The organism is Candidatus Poriferisodalis sp. (assembly GCF_965219595.1).
Taxonomy (GTDB): Bacteria; Actinomycetota; Acidimicrobiia; order Acidimicrobiales; family Poriferisodalaceae; genus Poriferisodalis.
This window is the reverse complement of the sequence record NZ_OZ244781.1, coordinates 1,488,099-1,505,382: the sequence shown is the minus strand read 5'-3', so window position 1 is coordinate 1,505,382 and position 17,284 is coordinate 1,488,099. Positions and strand designations below refer to the sequence as shown.

The 17,284-nt window shown below is 67.9% G+C and carries 17 protein-coding genes; 5 read left to right on the top strand and 12 right to left on the bottom strand.

Going from position 1 to position 17,284, the window contains the following annotated elements:
• Positions 1-110 precede the first annotated feature (110 nt).
• Genes ACOQPE_RS06685 through ACOQPE_RS06665 form a run of 5 tightly spaced genes read right to left on the bottom strand, consistent with a single transcriptional unit; the run spans position 111 to position 6,538 of the window.
• Complete coding sequence (locus tag ACOQPE_RS06685; RefSeq protein WP_420611056.1) at positions 111-1,244, bottom strand: NAD(P)/FAD-dependent oxidoreductase; 1,134 nt, start codon at positions 1,242-1,244, stop codon at positions 111-113.
• Positions 1,241-2,827, bottom strand: a complete 1,587-nt coding sequence (locus ACOQPE_RS06680; protein ID WP_420611055.1) for a PucR family transcriptional regulator — start codon at positions 2,825-2,827, stop codon at positions 1,241-1,243. Before ACOQPE_RS06680 ends, ACOQPE_RS06685 begins: the two co-directional genes overlap by 4 nt.
• 8 nt (positions 2,828-2,835) lie before the next feature.
• A complete protein-coding gene (locus ACOQPE_RS06675; protein WP_420611054.1) occupies positions 2,836-3,894 on the bottom strand; it encodes a dipeptidase in 1,059 nt (352 codons plus the stop codon).
• A complete protein-coding gene (locus tag ACOQPE_RS06670; RefSeq protein WP_420611053.1) occupies positions 3,891-5,465 on the bottom strand; it encodes a hydantoinase/oxoprolinase N-terminal domain-containing protein in 1,575 nt (524 codons plus the stop codon). The genes ACOQPE_RS06675 and ACOQPE_RS06670 overlap by 4 nt, the downstream gene beginning before the upstream one ends.
• The gene (locus tag ACOQPE_RS06665; protein WP_420611052.1) at positions 5,462-6,538 is read right to left on the bottom strand and encodes a DUF917 domain-containing protein; all 1,077 of its coding nucleotides are present in this window, start codon (positions 6,536-6,538) and stop codon (positions 5,462-5,464) included. The genes ACOQPE_RS06670 and ACOQPE_RS06665 overlap by 4 nt, the downstream gene beginning before the upstream one ends.
• A 209-nt stretch (positions 6,539-6,747) precedes the next feature.
• Between ACOQPE_RS06665 and ACOQPE_RS06660 the strand changes: the two genes are divergently transcribed.
• Positions 6,748-6,951, top strand: a complete 204-nt coding sequence (locus ACOQPE_RS06660; RefSeq protein ID WP_420611051.1) for a hypothetical protein — start codon at positions 6,748-6,750, stop codon at positions 6,949-6,951.
• Between the two features lie 36 nt (positions 6,952-6,987).
• Here ACOQPE_RS06660 and ACOQPE_RS06655 read toward each other — a convergent pair whose 3' ends face one another.
• The 3 genes from ACOQPE_RS06655 to ACOQPE_RS06645 form a co-directional block, all read right to left on the bottom strand.
• Positions 6,988-7,311 (bottom strand): helix-turn-helix domain-containing protein, encoded by a 324-nt coding sequence (locus ACOQPE_RS06655; protein ID WP_420611050.1) that lies wholly within the window; start codon positions 7,309-7,311, stop codon positions 6,988-6,990.
• Between the two features lie 105 nt (positions 7,312-7,416).
• Positions 7,417-8,406 (bottom strand): malate dehydrogenase, encoded by a 990-nt coding sequence (locus ACOQPE_RS06650; protein WP_420611049.1) that lies wholly within the window; start codon positions 8,404-8,406, stop codon positions 7,417-7,419.
• 92 nt (positions 8,407-8,498) lie between these two features.
• A complete protein-coding gene (locus ACOQPE_RS06645) occupies positions 8,499-9,497 on the bottom strand; it encodes a PaaX family transcriptional regulator C-terminal domain-containing protein (protein ID WP_420611048.1) in 999 nt (332 codons plus the stop codon).
• A 76-nt stretch (positions 9,498-9,573) separates the two neighbouring features.
• On the opposite strand from ACOQPE_RS06645, the gene ACOQPE_RS06640 reads away from it, so the two are divergent.
• Complete coding sequence (locus ACOQPE_RS06640) at positions 9,574-10,680, top strand: aromatic ring-hydroxylating oxygenase subunit alpha (protein WP_420611047.1); 1,107 nt, start codon at positions 9,574-9,576, stop codon at positions 10,678-10,680.
• Complete coding sequence (locus ACOQPE_RS06635) at positions 10,677-10,949, top strand: hypothetical protein (protein ID WP_420611046.1); 273 nt, start codon at positions 10,677-10,679, stop codon at positions 10,947-10,949. The genes ACOQPE_RS06640 and ACOQPE_RS06635 overlap by 4 nt, the downstream gene beginning before the upstream one ends.
• A gap of 21 nt (positions 10,950-10,970) precedes the next feature.
• On the opposite strand, the gene ACOQPE_RS06630 is transcribed toward ACOQPE_RS06635, so the two are convergent.
• From ACOQPE_RS06630 to ACOQPE_RS06620, 3 genes are all read right to left on the bottom strand, one after another.
• On the bottom strand, positions 10,971-11,816 hold the full coding sequence (locus ACOQPE_RS06630; RefSeq protein WP_420611045.1) for a bifunctional 5,10-methylenetetrahydrofolate dehydrogenase/5,10-methenyltetrahydrofolate cyclohydrolase: 846 nt from the start codon (positions 11,814-11,816) through the stop codon (positions 10,971-10,973).
• Between the two features lie 95 nt (positions 11,817-11,911).
• On the bottom strand, positions 11,912-12,349 hold the full coding sequence (locus ACOQPE_RS06625) for a hypothetical protein (protein ID WP_420611044.1): 438 nt from the start codon (positions 12,347-12,349) through the stop codon (positions 11,912-11,914).
• Positions 12,350-12,438: 89 nt separating this feature from the next.
• Positions 12,439-13,773, bottom strand: coding sequence for an NAD(P)/FAD-dependent oxidoreductase (locus tag ACOQPE_RS06620; protein ID WP_420611043.1), 1,335 nt, complete (start codon positions 13,771-13,773; stop codon positions 12,439-12,441).
• Positions 13,774-13,863: 90 nt separating this feature from the next.
• Between ACOQPE_RS06620 and ACOQPE_RS06615 the strand changes: the two genes are divergently transcribed.
• Complete coding sequence (locus ACOQPE_RS06615) at positions 13,864-15,501, top strand: aromatic ring-hydroxylating oxygenase subunit alpha (RefSeq protein WP_420611042.1); 1,638 nt, start codon at positions 13,864-13,866, stop codon at positions 15,499-15,501.
• A gap of 4 nt (positions 15,502-15,505) precedes the next feature.
• Here the strand turns inward: ACOQPE_RS06615 and ACOQPE_RS06610 are convergent, their stop codons facing one another.
• The gene (locus tag ACOQPE_RS06610; protein WP_420611041.1) at positions 15,506-15,988 is read right to left on the bottom strand and encodes a VOC family protein; all 483 of its coding nucleotides are present in this window, start codon (positions 15,986-15,988) and stop codon (positions 15,506-15,508) included.
• 47 nt (positions 15,989-16,035) lie between these two features.
• Between ACOQPE_RS06610 and ACOQPE_RS06605 the strand changes: the two genes are divergently transcribed.
• Positions 16,036-17,256, top strand: a complete 1,221-nt coding sequence (locus ACOQPE_RS06605) for an aromatic ring-hydroxylating oxygenase subunit alpha (protein ID WP_420611040.1) — start codon at positions 16,036-16,038, stop codon at positions 17,254-17,256.
• The last annotated feature ends 28 nt before the right edge of the window (positions 17,257-17,284 follow it).

Here is a 17,284-nt window from a genome sequence, read left to right as displayed (position 1 = left end):
CGAACGTAAGGAGGAGGACTTCGCCCCTCAATGGGCAGATCGCTGCGATTGGAGGCCCTAGTGGTGCAGATCACGCATGCCCGAGGCGGAGCTTCACGTAAGGGAGGCAGCTAGACGGCGGCAAAGCGCTTTGGACTGAGTTGCGATTCGAGCGCCCCCAAGTCGCCAGCAGGAATCTCGCCCCCAATGAGGGCAGCCGTGAGCCGGGCAACAGCCGGCGCTGTCTGGATTCCGGTCCCGCCTTGGCCGGCGCACCAGAAGAATCCCGGCACGTACGGGTCGAATCCGACGACCGGGACGCTATCGGGCGAGAACGTCCGCAATCCCGCCCATGTCGAGCGAACGGCTCGGATGGAGAGCGTGGTCGCCCGGTTGACGGCCTCGATGCCGAGCGCGACATCGACCTCGCGCGGCCGTGCATCGCCCGGTCGGTCAGGGTGCTCGTCGGCCGGAGATCCCAGCAGCTGCCCTGGCCCTTCGGGCTTGAAGTAGAAGCTCTCGTCGGCCGAGATGACGAGCGGCCAGTTGTCGCAGTCATAGCTCGTAGAGAAGGTGAAGACGGTCCTGCGGAGCGGGCGCATGCCAAGTTTGCATGCACCAGCCAGCGCAGCTACCTCGTCGGTCCAGGCGCCGGCCGCGTTCACGACGACTCTGCAGCTGAACTCGCCCGCATCGGTGTCCACCCGCCAGCCGTCGCCAGCCGAGGCGAGGCCGCGCACACCGTGCTGCCGCAAGATCTTGACCCCACGCGAGCGGGCACCTCTCACGTAGGCCTGGTGCAGACCCGCGACGTCGATGTCAAACCCGCCGTGCTCAAGCACAGCCCCAGCAACCCATGCGGAATCGAGTGCCCCGCACACCTGCATCGCCTCGTCGACATCGAGCCGGTCACAGGGCGTGCCGGTGGTGGCATTGGCCCGCAGACGCTCCTCAAGCTGAGCCTCGTGCCGTGCCGGAGCGACCCAGAGCACATTGCGCGGCAGCAGCACATCGCTGTCAGCGAGCCCGTCGGCGTTCGAGTCCAGAAACTGCCGAGAGGCCGCGCTCAGCCGTCGATTGGTCGCCTCGCCGTAGGAGGCCAGGAACTGGGCGGCAGATCGGCCCGTGCTGTGCGCGGTCAGCGTCGGTTCGCGCTCCACCAGCACCACCTCGTGACCAGTCCCGGCGAGTTCGAACGCAGCCGAGATTCCGGCGATACCACCGCCGATGACCACGACATCGGCCGCGTCTCGGGGTCCTGTCACTGCTGGGTCCGGTCCAGCCGGTGCTTGCGCATCACGAGCTGCAGAGCCAGACGCTGATCAGGGTCGGCGAGGTTGACGTGGAGCGCCTCAGAGATGCGGTCGATCCGTTTCATCACAGTGTTGCGGTGCACGCCGAGCACGGCCGCTGTGTTGGTGGCTGACGACTGGCAGTCCAGGTATGCCTCCAGCGTCCGCAGCAGTGTTTCGTCGGCGTCGGTTGCGGCCAGCGGTGCCAGGAATGCATCGACGACCCGGCCAAAATCGGCGGAGCCGTACCAGCCCAGCATGATCCGCTGGATGCCGAGCTCGTCGATGTGTCGCACAGCGACCCGTCGGCCGCCAGCACCAGCCAAGGTTGCGGCTTGGCGCGCATCGGTCAGGCTGGCGCGCAGGCCCGGCAGGCCCGTCGCCGGCCGCCCGACCCCGCCGTGCGCCATGACTTCGGCAGCCTCGTCGGTGAGCTGGGTGACCGCGTCCCGCAGCCGGCGCGTCATCGCACGGTATTCCTCCACGGGGGGCTCCGCGCGAGCGCTGACCCAGCCCGACCAGCCGTCGGTGCGCTCGATCAAGGGGCCGTCGATGCCGCAGGCGCTCAGCAGCTCGCCCAGCGTGTCGGTGTTCACCAGCACCCATGCCGCATCGACCGCGCCGGACACCTCGACGTGGAAGGCAGTCACCCATCCCGCGGCCGACCAGCCGGCGGTGGCCATCTGCGCCAGCACGGTCTCATCGGGCAATTCACCGCCGCCCACGATCTCGTTGAGCAGCGCCAGCCGGTGACGAGCGTCGCGCTCCATTACCAGCCGATCCCGAACCAGATAGGCGCCGACCGCCCACGACGCCACGCCCATCAGCTCCAGCCCGGTGCCCATGAATGCCTCGTCGGCTGCGTCGAGTACACACACCAGCCAGAAGCGGGCCGGCTCGCCCGGTACCACGATCACAGGACACGTCATGCCCGCCGCGCCTTCGCCACCCACACGGGGAGAGCTGAAAGCACTCTGTCGCAGCGCGCCGGCTTCGACGGTGACATCAGGACCGGCAACCACCGCGCCGGTGGCCTCTACCAGCGAGCACGGTCGGCCTAGCACGTCGGTCACCAGCGCCAGCGTGTCCGGCACGGTCTTGGTGCCCATTAGGCCATGCAGCAGCTTGGACACCATCGCTGCTTGACGGACGGTGGGCTGCAGCAGCAGTTCGCGTGCCGCAGCTGCCATCGACAGCACATCGGGCGTGCTGACCTCGACGAGGGCCGTGGAGAAGCGATCGGCCAATCGCCGCGTGGCGAGTCCTGGTGCTGCCACGGCGTTGACCGCCACCAGTCCGGCGCCGCTGCCATCGCGCACCGCGCGCAGAGCGATGTCCAGCGCGTAGGAGTTCGGCGCCAGCGAACTCGCGTCCAGCACCACCAGGAGCCCGCTGGAGATCGGCGTCGTCCGGTCGCAACGCTCGGTTACGGCGATATCGGCAACCACACTGTCGAGCCCTTTGGCACCGGCCACGACATGCGACTCGCCGAGCACGCCTGCCGCCAGCAGTTGCCGCAGAGTCAGCGGTCGAGCTTGCTCGCTGGATTGCAACACTCTGGCTCCTAGGCGTCGGCGGCCCCGGCAGCTCTATTCTCCGCGACCTCGTGCGGTCGACGGGACGGCAGATTGGCCAGGACGAAGTCGATCCAGTTGTCGCCCGCGACACGGCACGCGATCTCGGGGCCGAGTTTCGCCACCAGCAGCTCGACGAGCGGCGCCAGATCGGCCGGCGAGCGCAACTCGTCCACCAGCGGCAGGCGGTCAGGATCGACGAGGCCTGCGCCCAGAATCGGGTCGATCGTGTGCAGGAGATCGTCGATGAAATCCGGGCCCAGACCGACCGCCCCATCGCCCGCAACGTCGAGCGCATAGGCGATGTGCGCCACATAGTCGGCCAGCGCAGGCTGCTCGTCAGCGAGGAAGCCGCCGAACGCGTTGATGCCGATGACTCCGCCGGCAGCTGTGATCTGGCGCATCTGCTCGTCGCTGAGATTGCGCGGGTGGCCGCACAGCGCCTGGCACGACGAATGGGTCGCCACGAAGGGACGGGTCGCAATTTCGGACACGTGGGCCACGCCGGCCGCCGAGAGATGGCTCACGTCGACGATGATCCCGAGCCGTTCCATTTCGGCCACAGCATCGGCGCCGAGGCTGGTCAGCCCAGCACCGGTGGCGGCCTCGCCGACGCCGTCAGCCATCATCGTGCGACGGTTCCACGTCATCGACATGCTGCGCACGCCGAGCCGGAAGAACGTCTCGAGCAGCTCGAGATCAGCGCCGAGCGGCTCGGAGCCCTCGAGGGCAAGCAGCAGTCCGATCCGGTTGGATTCCAGCGCCTGTTCGAGATCAGATGGGGTCTCGACGATGGCGACATCGGCAGCGTGGACGTGAGCGATGCGTCGAGCTTCTTCGAGCAGCAGCAAGGCGCGCCGCAAGGCGCCCTCGCCGACGTGCTGGTCCTCGGTGAAGATCGGCAGGAACTGCAGGTCCACGCCGCCGGAGCGCAGCTGCGGCAGCCAGTAGTCCCCGAAGGGGTCGGAACGGCCGCGTTCTCGTTGATGCAGGACCGCGAGCAGCAGGTCGTTGTGAGCGTCGGCGACGCGGACCCCGGCGTGGCTCACGCGGCGAGCGGCCCGACCGCCTTGACGATGACCCGGCACCCGCCGCCCGGCACGTACGTCATCGGGATCTCCACGACGCTCGTGATCCGCACCTCGCCGGCGTTGGCGCCAGCACGGATGGCGGCATCTGTTGCTTCCTCGCGGGCGCTCCGCAGGCAGTCCTCACGGCTGGTGGCGTCGTAGCTGTACACCTTGTCGATCGATCCGGCGGCTTCGGCGATAGCCGCGCCGAAGGCGTTCGCCACCGAGTGATGCGGTGGCCAGATGACCTCGCTGAAGCCCGCCAGCTCCGCCGGCACTAGGTGAGCGCCGCCTCCTACGGCCATGAGCGGCAGCGGTGTGCTGGATGCCTTCATCCGCTCGCCCAGCACACCGATCCGTTCGTCGACCCAGGCGATCGCCGCTTCGCAGATCTCGTTCTCGACGCCGCCCAGCAGCGACGGATCGCCGAACCCGTCCAGCCGGCCCATCGCCAACGACACATCGGAGAGCGTCAGCGTGGGGCCGCCCATGCACATTGCATCGCTGATGACCCGGTAGCCCACCGAGTCCGGGCCTACGGACACATCGCCGTCGGCCTCGCCATCGTGCCGCACGATGGTGCCGCCGCCCAGGCCCACCGAGATCAGATCGGGCATGCGGAAGTTGGTGCGCACTCCGCCGACTTCCACAGCGGCAGTGGACTCACGAGGAAAGCCGTTGACCAGGATGCCGATGTCTGCCGAGGTGCCGCCGACATCGATCACGAGCGCATCGGTCAGTTTCGCCAACGCGCACGCCCCGCGCATCGAGTTCGTCGGTCCTGAGCCCACGGTGAGCACTGGGTAGCGGTCTGCCTCCTCTACCGTCATCAGCGTCCCGTCGTTCTGGGTCAGGAAGCTCTCGACGTCGAGTCCGAGGTCGGCGAGCGTGTCACGGAAGCCGTTCACCACCCGCCTCGCGACTGTCAGCAGCGATGCATTGAGGATCGTGGCGTTCTCACGCTCGAGCAAGCCCAGCGATCCGACCGTGTGGCTCAGCGAGACCGGCAGATCGGCTCCGCATTCGGCTTCGATGATCGCTGCGGCTTGCAGCTCATGGTCGGTGCATGCCGGGCTGAATGCGCACGACACCGCAACTGCAGAGACGTCGCCCGCGCACTCGCCGGCGAACCGGCGGATGGTGTCTTCGTCGAGGGGTGCGATCGGCGTGCCGTCGTACTCGAAGCCGCCCTCGATGATCTGGCTGCGCCCGATGACCAGATCTCGCAAGTCTTCCGGCCAGTTGGCGCTGGGCCGTACGCCCAGCGATGAAGGCGCCGCCAGCCGGAGTACACCCACCCGGTCCAGGTCGCGGCGCCGGATGATGGCATTCGTCGGGTGCGTCGTGCCCAGCATGGCCTTGCCCAGCCGGGAGGTGTCGTCGATCTGGTCGATGACTGTGGTGATCGCATCGATGATGCCGTCGATGGGATCCGGGGTGGTCGCGGTCTTCGTCTCGACGATGATGTGGCCGTTGCCGTCCACCACGACGGCATCCGTGTTCGTTCCCCCGACGTCGACGCCGAGCCGCAGGTCCTTCATCTCCTTCATCGCGCACGCTCCCGGAAGTCGACGTAGTCGATGTCGTATCCGAAGGCCCTGGGCCCCACGAGGTCCAACATCCCGTCGCGGTGCCACTCGGGTGCGCACGGCATGGCCAGCACATTGAGGCGCTGGCCGTAGGCCAGTCCCTCGGTGGTGATCGGATCGGCCGACTCGTAATCGAGCAGGCAGAGCAAGTCGGGCACGGTGACCACGGCGTCGCCGTCTTCGAACGCAACAAGGTTCTCGTTCTGAATCTCGACGCGCATTGTCCGGCCGGGATCGTCGAGGTGTTCAAGCACCACCGTGCCGCGGGCGAAGCCTTCGGTGGTCCGGCGGTCGATGTCGATCACCTTGCCGCTGAAGACGTGGGCCGCATCGGTGTAGTCGAGGAGTTCGTCCCACGCTCCTTCGGCACCCAGCTTCACGTGAGCGAGCCGCTTGCCGACCTCGGTGCAGTAGCTCATGGAGCCGGCGATGCCGGCCCGCCGCACGTCAGCCACCTTCATCGGGTAGCAGCTGATGGCGTCGGCGAGGCCGAGCTGGATGACAGCGGCGCGGGCGAGCGATTCGGCGATCTGGTTCGTGTTCGCCTCGAACACGCACATGTTGCCCTTCTCGTCCGCGATCGACAGCGGGCCGGCGGGCAGGTCGTGCAGGGTGAAGACGGTCATCTCGATCTGGGGGAAGGCGCGGCGCATCCCGTCTGCGTCGACCACCGGCAGGCCCATCTCGACGGCGGTGGCGATCGGCACGAGGGTGTTGACGCCGCCCACCTCGATCGGCATGAGCGCCACTGGGTCCTCGCCCAGGTAGGCCGCCAGTGCCTGGATGCCCGACCGGAACTCAGTGCCGGCGGGGATCTTCTCCAAGATGACCGTCGGTGCGCCGATGATGGCGGTGGTCAGCACCAGGCCGTCGTCGGGGAGCTCGTCGGCGCTCACGACGCGAGCGGGTCCGTGGTCGGCGATGGCTTGGGAGACCAGCAGCTTGCCCACGTAGGGGTCTCCCCCTCCGCCGGTGCCGAGCAGCGTGGCTCCGAGCGCCAAGTCGTCGATGTCGTCGAGGGTCAGTTCTCTCACGAGCATCCTTCCGCCGGGACGGCTCGACCGCTTGGCCAGCGAATGTAGGTGGCCGCTGCGCCGGCCAGCGATGGGCACATCGCAACCCCAAGCTCACCCAACAGCGCACTCTGCCCTACGTGAACACGTGCGCTTGCAGCGACATACGTCTCCCCTGTAAGAGTGACGCCATGGCAATTGCGCAGTATCAAGTCTCGGCAAGTGGTCGGATGACACTGCCGGCTGAGACACGCCGCCACTGGAGAATCGCTGACGGCGGCGCAGTCGAGATCGCCGATCTTGGCGCCGCGCTGGTGGTGGTGCCCGCAGGCCGTGGCGGATTGAGGGCGATGCTCAGCGAAGCCATCGAGGAAGCCGGCGGCTACCAGTCGCTCGCGCACCGGGTCGCTGCCAGCGAGCCCGATCTCGCATGACCCCGTGTCTTCCGTGAGCCAGTGTCGCCTATGAGCTCACGCGTCGATGGGCGTGAGGGTGATTTCCATCTGGTACCCGAGGCCGGCGAAGTAGCGAGTCAAAGTGCTGAGCTTGGCCTCGAGCATGCCGCGAGCTTCAAGCTGGGAAACGGCGGACTTGGTGACGTCCATGGCCCGTGCCACATCTGTCTGGCGGATTCCGGCGGCGACCCGGAGGCTCTTGAGGCAGGCGTCCAACGCGAGCAGGCCGGCTGTCCTGTCCTCAATCTGCGATCGTTCCGCGTGCGTGAGGTCGAGTCCGTCGAGGATGTCGGCGACCTCTTCGAAGTCGTCCGAATTGCTGGTGTCGGTGGTCTTCATATGCGGCCTCCAGCACTCGGCGCCATCGCAAGCGAGTTTATGCAGAACTAAACCATTTGCGTATCCTCGACGACGCGGCTCTTGGCCGGCGCATGTGCTGAGGGCTCAGCCGAGGAGGCCCATGCCTCCGACGGTGTCGCGCTCATCGACAAGTTCGGCCCAGGAGGCTTCGATGCGAGAGCGGCTGAAGTCGTCGAGGTCGAGGCCGGTCACGACGTGGTATTGGCCGCCCGACACGGTGACCGGGTACGAGGTGATGATGCCCTCGGGGGCGCCGTAGTCGCCGGTGGACGGGATGCCCATCGACACCCAGTCGCCGCCGGGCGTGTCCGAGGACCAGTCCCGCATGTGATCCACCGCGGCCGACGCCGCCGACGCCGCCGAGGAGGCGCCGCGGGCGTTAATGATCGCAGCGCCGCGCTGCTGCACGGTGGGGATGAAGTCGTCCTCCAGCCACGCCTGGTCGTCCACCAGGGCCGCGGCGTTGTGACCGCCCACCTCGGCGTGGAAGATGTCGGGGTACTGGGTGGCGGAGTGGTTCCCCCAGATGGTCATGCGGGTCACGTCATTCACCGACACGCCGGCCTTGGCGGCGAGCTGGGCGACGGCCCGGTTGTGGTCGAGCCGGGTCATGGCGGTGAACTGCCCATCGGCGATGGCGGGCGCATTACGCATGGCGATCAGGCAGTTGGTGTTGGCCGGGTTGCCCACCACCAGCACCCGCACCGACGGGTTGGCCGAGTCGCTGAGCGCCTTGCCTTGGGTGGTGAAGATGCCGCCGTTGGCCTCGAGCAGATCGCTGCGCTCCATGCCGGCCTTGCGAGGCATCGAGCCCACCAGCAGCGCGTAGTCGGCGCCCTCGAAGGCCTCGTTGGGATCCGACGTGCCGGCGCGTGACGCCAGCAGCGGGAACGCGCAGTCGTCGAGCTCCATCATCACGCCGTCGAGCGCGCCCATCGCCGGGGGGATCTCCAGCATCCGCAGCTCGACGGGCTGGTCGGGGCCGAGCATGGCCCCCGAGGCGATCCGGAACAGCAGGCTGTAGCCGATCTGGCCCGCTGCACCGGTCACAGCAACTCGTACGGGATCGTTCACTGCGCTCTCCTGATTCGACGTGCCGGGCACCCGCCCCGGCCGCGTGCGTTTCTAGCGCAGCATCTGTCCCTCTGCACCCCGCTCTATGCCGGTCAGTCTCGCTGTGCCAGGCCGGTAGCGGCCGGGGGAAGCTTGGCCCGGTAGGCATCGAGGAATCTGGGCCACCAGCGCTGCCAGAACTGCTCGGAGGTCTCGTCGAGCGACCGGACGATCTCGGCGACGAATGACGACATCGAGTGCGAATTGCGGTAGAGCTCGCTGCGGGCGCTCACTGCGGCGTGAGCGGCCATGAACGCCCGGCGCGCCCGGCTTCCCGCCCAGTCGTCGGGCAGTGCTCGGGCGGGCAACAGCGGGTCGTCGCGATGGATCGCCTCCGCTTCCGCAGTGGCAGCGAACATGGCAGCGGCGAGCTCCTCGCCGCCGAGGCGGTCGGCATCCGCTTCGATCGCTGCGAGCCTGAGTTCGAGAACGCCGTAGCGATCGGCGAGCTCATCGAGGGGCCAAGTGCGTCTTGCGAACTCCGCCGGATCGTCGTCTGTGGGCTCGGCGCCCTGGGCCGCGACGAGGCCTGTGCGGATCGACGGCGTGACGAAGCTGCGCACCGCATCAGGCACTTCGAGATGCTCGGCGAGCTGGGACACCAGATCGAAGAGGTCGTGCGGGTGCACGTACAGCCCCGACTGGATCGGTGCAGCACCGAGCTCGATGAGCAAGCGACGCAGGGCATCGCGGGCAGCTCGGCGCCGCTCGGGCACTTCGAATGCCGTGAGATGCCACCATCCATCCCACGGTTCGAGACCTGCATCGACGCGATGCGCGTAGGCGGCCCAGCCGATGTCGCTCTCGATAACCGCACGGCCCGCAGCAGTCACGCGGTAGCTGGCGCCGCGGCCCCGCCCTGCATCGTGAACGAGGAGCCCCTCGCCGGCAAGCCGAGCCAGGCAGTCACGCACCGCCTTGTCGCTGTGGCCGAGCAAGGCCGACATGACAAAGATCGGCTCGGCGTGCAGTGCACCGTCAGTACCGACTGTCGACAGCACCAGTGCGCGAGTCGGGAGCGAGATCTGCTCCTCCGCAGCGTGATCGCTCAATGCTGACTCCTTGCTCCTATGCCGTAGATTATCAACGGCCGTTGATTTAATGCGGCATTTCGCGTATGCTGCTCGCATGAGCCCTGGCCAGATGGTGTTCGACCCCGATTCGGCACTGCCCAACGTCGCCTATCGAGACCCCGCGATCTTTGCCGCGGAGCTGGATGCGATCTGGCACGGCGATTGGGTGTTCGTTACGACCGCCGATGCCGTGCCCAATCCCGGCGACCAGCTGCCGGTGATCGTCGGCAGGCAGCCGGTGCTGCTCATCCGCCAGCAGAACGGTGATCTCGCTGCGCTGTCGAACCTGTGCGCCCATCGGGGCACGCTGCTGGTGGACCGGCCGGCCAACGCCAAACGGATCCAGTGCCCGTACCACGCATGGACCTACGACGGCGGCGGGCGGCTGCTGTCGGTGCCGCACGCACCGCGAGACGCCGTCTACAAGCCGGCGCACTGCCTGCCGGTCTACCGGGTGGAGTCGTGGCATGGCCTGATCTTCGTCAGCCTGAACCCCGATGTCGAGCCGCTCGCCGAGCGCTTCGCCGCGGTGGAGCCGCACGTCGCCGCATACGGCCTCGACGCCGTGGCACACCGGTCCGATCTGCAAGAAACGCAGGAATGGGCCTGCAACTGGAAGCTCGCGATCCTCAACGCCATGGAGAGCTACCACCTGTTCAGGGTGCACCCTGAGACGCTCGAACCGTTCTCGCCGACTAAAGGGGCCTACTACATCGCCGGTTCGGCTCGGGCGACCGCCACCGGCGGCTCGACTTCCTCCGGCGACGACTACCTGCTGATCAGCCTGCCTCCCGGCTTTGTCGGCGCATTCAACTCGGGCGTCTTCTTCTGGCAGGCCGTCCACCCCATCGATGCCGAACGATGCGCCGTGAGAACTGGCGCTGCCTGGGGCTCGGCATCGAGCATCCGCTCGCGCAGCCGGATCGCGAACTGGTTCAACCGCCAGGTGAGCGGCGCCGCATACGGACTGCCCGACTTCCTCCCGGAAGACAAAGCGATCTGCGAGCGAGGACAGCGTGGCGCGATCGGTGACTTCGCTCCCGGGCCGCTCGTTCCGATCGAACGGGTCGTTGCCGATTTCGGGCACTACCTCAACTGGCGCCTCAACGGCGTGGAACCACCGGCTGTGCACACGGCCCCCGACACAGGAGAGAACCGATGATCCAGAGCTGGGACGATCCACCGCTGACCCGCCTCCGGCGTCCTTGGATGACGTGGGCCGGGCTGGCCGCCCTGTGGGTGCTGACGTTCTCCGGGCAGTACTGGATGTGGTCGGCGCTGTTCTTGGGCTGGGCCGCCTACGACATCGTCACGGGCGAGAGCAGCTTCATACAGCGCGTCACCCGGCGAGGCGACCCGGTCACGTATTGGCTGATCGTCGCTTCCTGGGTGGCGCTGTCGCTGCTGTGGCTGCTCTACCCCGACGGATGACGAGCGCGCCGCGGCGCTGATCTAGCCAGCTGCAGCGGCGGCGTCGACGGTGTTGGCGAGCAGCATGGCGCGGGTCATCGGGCCGACGCCGCCGAGGCGGGGAGTCACCCAGCCGGCCACCTCGCCGACTGATTCGTCCACGTCGGACAGGATCTTGCGGCCTTCGCGGGTGATGCCGCCGCCAACCACTGCTGCTCCGGGTTTCACCATGTCGGGCGTGATGAGGCCGGGCACGCCGGCCGCGGCGATGACGATGTCGGCCTCGCGGGTATAGGCGCCCAGATCCGCCACGCCGGTGTGCACGACAGTCACCGCCGCATTCGCCACCGGCCGCTTCAGCGCCATCAGCAGCGCCATGGGGCGGCCGATCGTGAGGCCACGACCCACCACCACCACGTGGCGCCCCTCCACCGGCACCCCGTAGTGCTCGAGCATCACTTGGATGCCCCGCGGTGTGCATGGCAGCGGTCCGTCCACCCCCATCACGAGCCTGCCCAAGTTCACCGGGTGCAGGCCGTCTGCGTCCTTGTCGGGATCGATGGCCAGCAGGGCCGCTTCCTCGTCGAGCTGGCGGGGCAGCGGCAGCTGGACGATGTACGCGTGCACGGCGGGATCGTCGTTGAAGCGCTCGATCACCACGTCCAAGTCAGCTTGGCTGATGTCGGCGGGCAGCTCTTCGTGAATCGACGCGATGCCCACCTCGCCGCAGTCGCGGATCTTCGCTCCCACGTAGCTGTGCGATGCCGGGTCGTCGCCGACGAGGATCGTGCCGAGTCCCGGCTGCAGACCCTCGGCTTCGATCCGTTCTCGCAGGTCGTCCTTGATCTGTTCGGCCAGCGCTTGGCCGTCCAATAGCACCGCAGTCACGGGCTGCCACCGTAGTAGCGCTGCGACGGGACGCTCGCCGTCTGCCGAACGCGCTGAGGGACCGGCACACGGCAGCGGACGGCCGCCTGTCTGAGTCAGCCAGCGACGGCGGACGACTCCTGCCGGTGACTTGCCAACAGCTGGCCTACGGCGTGACGCAGTTCGTCGAGTGTCCAGTCGGCTGAGGTGGCCTCGGCGACTATTCGCAGGGCTTCAAGTGCAAGCTTCGACGGATCCTCAACAGCGTCAAGCAAATCCAACAGGCTGTTTTGCAGAACAGCCGCCTGTGCTTGATCCGCAGCGAGCCAGTCCTCGAGCATGCCGACGGTGGAGCGAGCAGGGTGCGTCGCTTCTGCCGTCGCGCGGACCATGAGCGCGACTGTACACAGCGGTTCGCACAGGTCCTGATCGAATTCGTTTCTCGCCCGCGAGTCCGCGCTGGCAATCTGCGGCTGATGGAATCCAGGCGATTGACCTCGGCCAGAGAGCTGCGCGCAGTCTTCAACGCGTTCGTCTGGCCGCGGATCGAACACGGCGAACTGGATGAGCTCGTGCTGATGAGCGGGCGAGCCGCGGTCGCGTCAGGTCAACCGCACGGAACGATGAGTGAACTCGTCGGCTACTACGACTCTGGACGGCGAATCGCCGTAGCGCATCGCTTTGTGATGCCGGACGGCGGGTTAGGGGGATCGGGAAGACCCGACCCGAAAGAGGTTCGACATGACGGCGAGCTTCTGCGCCTGCGGCGCTGATGCAGCTTGCGCAGCGTGGGTGATGCGGCGGCGAGGGCGCGGTCGGCGGCGGCGAGAACTCGGCCGGGCGTGCCGGGGGTCTCATTGTCGATGAGGTTGCCCATCACTTGCAGGGTGAGGCGGGCGATGGCGTCGGTGCCGACCGCCAGCCGCAGGCCGGCTCGCAGGATGCGGGGGTGGCCGATGAGGAACGAGAACCGGCGACCTGTCCGCAGGAACGCGTCGAATTTCTCGGCGACGATGCGGTCGTACGTGTCGGCAACCGCGGGCGGATCCTCGGCGAACAGGTCGGCCACCAGAATCCCGGTTTCGAGGCCGTAGTCGATGCCCTCGCCGTTCATCGGGTTGATCAGCCCCGCTGCGTCGCCGATGGCCACCCAGCCGGGACCGTGCCGCTTGGTGGCGCTCATGGGCAGGCGCCACGCCCGGGGCCGCTCCAGGTACGGGCCGAGCTGCCAGCTCTCGGCTACCAGGTCGCGGTAGCTGTCGCAGAGCCGGTTCAGGTTCAGGTTCGCGAAGCCCTTCATGGTGTTGAGGGCGCCCACGCCGATATTGACCGTGCCGTCGCCGGCGGGGAACAGCCAGCCGTAACCGGGCACCGCGGTGCCCTCGGCGTCACGCAACGTCAGGCAGGCTTCGAGGTATTCGTCGGCGTGGCGGGGCGTCTCGGCATAAGTGCGGATGGCCAGGCCGAACGGCTCGTCGGGATCGCGCAGCGCACCCAGCATGCGGGCGGCCTGGCCCTGGGCGCCGGCCGCCAGCACCACCAAGTCGGCGGTCCAGCGTTCGCCCCCGGCCGTTACGCCCACCGCCCGGCCGTCTTCGATGATCGGCAGCGCCTCGGTGCCGAAGCACAGCTCGGCCCCGGCGTCAGCCGCGCCGTCGCACAGCGCGCTGTCCAGGCGGCGGCGGGGCCACACCGCGCCGTACGGACCGAACTGCCCGTTGGCCGGCCAGTCCAGCTCGCGCACCCGCCGACCGGCGATCATCCGCAGCCCCGCGATGCGGTGCGCTTCCGCCAGCGACACGCCCAGCTCGTCCAGCGCGGCCACCGCCCGCGGTGTCAGGCCATCCCCGCAGACCTTGTCGCGCCCCGCAGGAGCCTTCTCGAACGCGGTCACCTTGATGCCGGCGCCTGCAGCACGCATGGCCGCCGCCGCACCGGCGGGACCAGCCCCGATCACGATCATGTCCCGGTGCGGCACCGCTACAGCCTGCCGCCGCCAGCACCGGATCGCTCGCGCAGCGCGCCGTCGCCCTGCTCAGGCCCGGGATTCAGCATCTAGCTTGCACCCATGACCGAAACGCTGACGGGCACCGATCGCTCGGCTGGGATCAGCTATGACGAGCTGTTCGACAACGACACGCATCCGGTATCGGACGTCCTGCGGCGAGTCGGCGAGCACCTGCCGGGCAACACGCGGGTGCCGGCCCGGGTGTACTACGCGCAAGACGTCCACGACCTTGAAGTCGAGCGGCTGTGGAGCCGCGTGTGGCAGCTCGCTTGCTTGGAGGAAGAGATCCCCGAGGTCGGCGACTACCACGTCTATGACATCGCGCACCTGTCGTTCCTGATTGTCCGCACCGCCCCCGACCAGATCAAGGCCTACCGCAACGCCTGCCTGCACCGGGGCCGCAAGCTGCGCGAGCACCACGGGCGGGGCGCGTCCAGCCTTCGCTGCCCCTTCCACGGCTGGTGCTGGGAGCTCAACGGCTCGCTGCGGGAGATCCCCTGCCAGTGGGACTTTCCCGATGTGGACATGGCCGACTACGGGCTGCCCGAGGCCTTGGTCGACACCTGGCACGGCTTCGTGTTCATCAACCCCGACCGGAACGCCGCGCCACTGGCCGACTACCTAGGCGACCTAGCCGACCACTTCGAGTTCGTGCCGTTCGAGCGCCGGTACAAGGCAGCGCACGTCTCCAAGCTCATGCCGATGAATTGGAAGACCTGCCAAGAGGCCTTCATGGAGAGCTACCACGTGGTGGCGACCCATCCCACGCTGATGGAATCTCTCGGCGACGCCAACAGCCGCTACGACACGTTCGGCAACTACAGCCGGGCGATGACCGCAACCGGCGTGCCCAGCCCGCATCTCGACGGGCAGGCCCGATGGGAGCGCATCGACGACGGCAAGGAGTACGGCCGCTGGCGGCACCCGCTGAGCGGGCACATCTACGAGCGCAACGCCAAGGGGCAGGTGGCCGTCACCGACCTGGACGGCAACATCAGCACCTTCGACGAGCACGGCAACCACATCGACGGTGCGCAGACCCAGGCCGACCCGCACCTGTGCAAGTGGATTGGCGGCCCGCTGCCGCCGGGCCTGGAAGAGATGCCGCTGATGACGCCCCATCCCCCGCCGGAGGTGACCAACGTGCGCGGCTGGCTGGCAGACCGCAAGCGGGCCCAGGTGCAACGGCAGGTGGGCGACGCCGTCGACGTCGAGGCTGTCAGCGACGCCGAGCTCATCGACTCGATCTTCTTCTCGGTGTTCCCGAACTGGTCGCCGTGGGGCTGCTTCAACCCGATCATGTACAGGTTCCGGCCGAACGGCGACAACCCCCAGGAGTGCATCTTCGAGGTGATGCTGTTTCCGCTGGCCCCGCCCGATCCGGCCGATCGACCGACACCGGCGCAGGTGCGTCACCTCGGCTTCGACGACGACTGGACGCTGGCGCCCGAGCTGGGGCCGCTGTCCAAGATCTTCCAGCAGGATTCGCTCAACCTGCCGCAGGTGCAACGGGGCCTGCGCGCACAAGAGCAGCAGGAGGTGATCTTCGCCTCCTACCAGGAGACCAAGATCCGCCACTTCTACGAGCTGTACTTCAACAGGTTGGGGCCGCGCATCGACCGTTCGACGGGTGCGGTGGCTGTTGCATCGGAGGGCGCCGCGGGCGTGGGCACGCGCGAGAACGGCAGCGCTGACTGAGCTCTCAGTCGCGCTCGCTGCCGAGCCTTCCGCCTGACCACCACGACTCGAAGCGCGGCTCGATCGCCGACCAGACCAGCTCGACTATCGGCCCGCTCGGGGGCACGACGTAGGAGAACACGCCGTAGCCGTCGTCGGGCGGCGCGGACGCTGCTGCAACGTGCCAGCCGGCCCCCAGGCAGCGCTCGGTCTCCGCAGCCACGTCGTCGACCCACACGCCCACGTGATGGACCCCCGGGTCGTCCGAGCCGTCCCAGATCGTGCCCGGCTCGCCCTGCAGCAGCTCAAGATGCTGGGGCCCTTCGCACGAGTAGGTGAAGGTCAGCTCGACCGATTGGAGGCCCTGCTGCGGCGTCCACACCTGCTGCGTTGCGTTGTGCTGCACCGACGCCCAGCTCACGGCCAGCGTGTCGCCCATCTCTGCCATCGCCGCATCGAGGTCTGGCACCCGGATCCCCGTGTGGAAGAGCCGCTGGTAGTCGATCATCGGTCAATCCTCCCGAACGCGGCCATACTCGCGCAGGGGGTGTCCGGATGAGCCGCGAGACGCTTGTCGAACTCACACGCAGGACGCTCCGGCACGCCCGCGCCGGAACGGTGCCGTTGGCCGGCGGCATCGGCCGAGTGCCGGCATCCAACTACTACGACCCCGATCGCTGGCAACTCGAGATGGAGCGGGTGTTCAAGCGCACTCCCCTGGCGCTGGGCTTCACCTGCGAGCTGCCCGAGCGCCGCAACTACAAGGCGCTGGAGGTAGCGGGCGTGCCTGTCCTGCTGTCACGCGGCGCCGACGGCCAGATGCGCGCGTTCGTCAACATGTGCAGCCACCGCGGCTCGATCGTCGTGCCGGAAGGAACCGGCACAGCCCGCCGCTTCACCTGCCCGTACCACGCGTGGAGCTACGACAGCGAGGGTCGGCTGGTCGGCATTCTCGACCGTGAGGAATTCGGCGACCTCGACCCGGACTGCCACGGCCTCACGCCGCTGCCCGTCGCCGAGCGAGCCGGCATCATCTTCGGCGCCTTGACCCCGGGGGCGCCCTTCGACATCGACGCCTACCTCTGCGGCTACGGCGAGATGCTGGCCCATCATGAATTCGCGAGCTGTGCCTACGTGGGCAGCCAAGCCGTCGACGGGCCGAACTGGAAGGTGGCCTACGACGGCTATCTCGACTTCTATCACCTGCCGATCCTGCACCGCGAAACGTTCGGGCCCGGCTACTCCAACAAGGCCATCTACGACGCGTGGGGTCCGCACCAGCGGGTGACCTCGCCCGACCGCCGGTTCCTGGCGCTCGACAGCCTCCCCGAGGACGATTGGCCCGCCGACCTGCTCACCGACGGCGTGTGGACGATCTTCCCGCACGCCTCGGTCGCCGGGTTCGGTGTGGGCGCCGACGAAGTCCCAGGCGGCGGGCGGATGTACATGATCTCGACGCTGTTCCCCGGCGACACTCCCGACACGTCTCGCACGGTCCAGCATTTCCTCGCCGCATTCGAGCTCTCCGAGCAGCTCGAAGGACTGATCGACGCCCAGAAGGCCTTCCTGCTGCACGTGGTGCGCGACGAGGACTACTACAACGGCAACCGGATCCAGCGGGCCGTGAAGACCGGCGCCAAGACCGAGTTCTTCTTCGGTCGCAACGAGGCCGGCGGTCAGCGGTTCCACGGTTGGGTCGATCGCCTCGTGGCCGCAGAGACCGACGACGATTTCGCCAACCTCTTCACCGGTGCGGAGACTTCGTTCCAGCGTTAGCTGGAACCATCAAGCACAGTCAGCGACG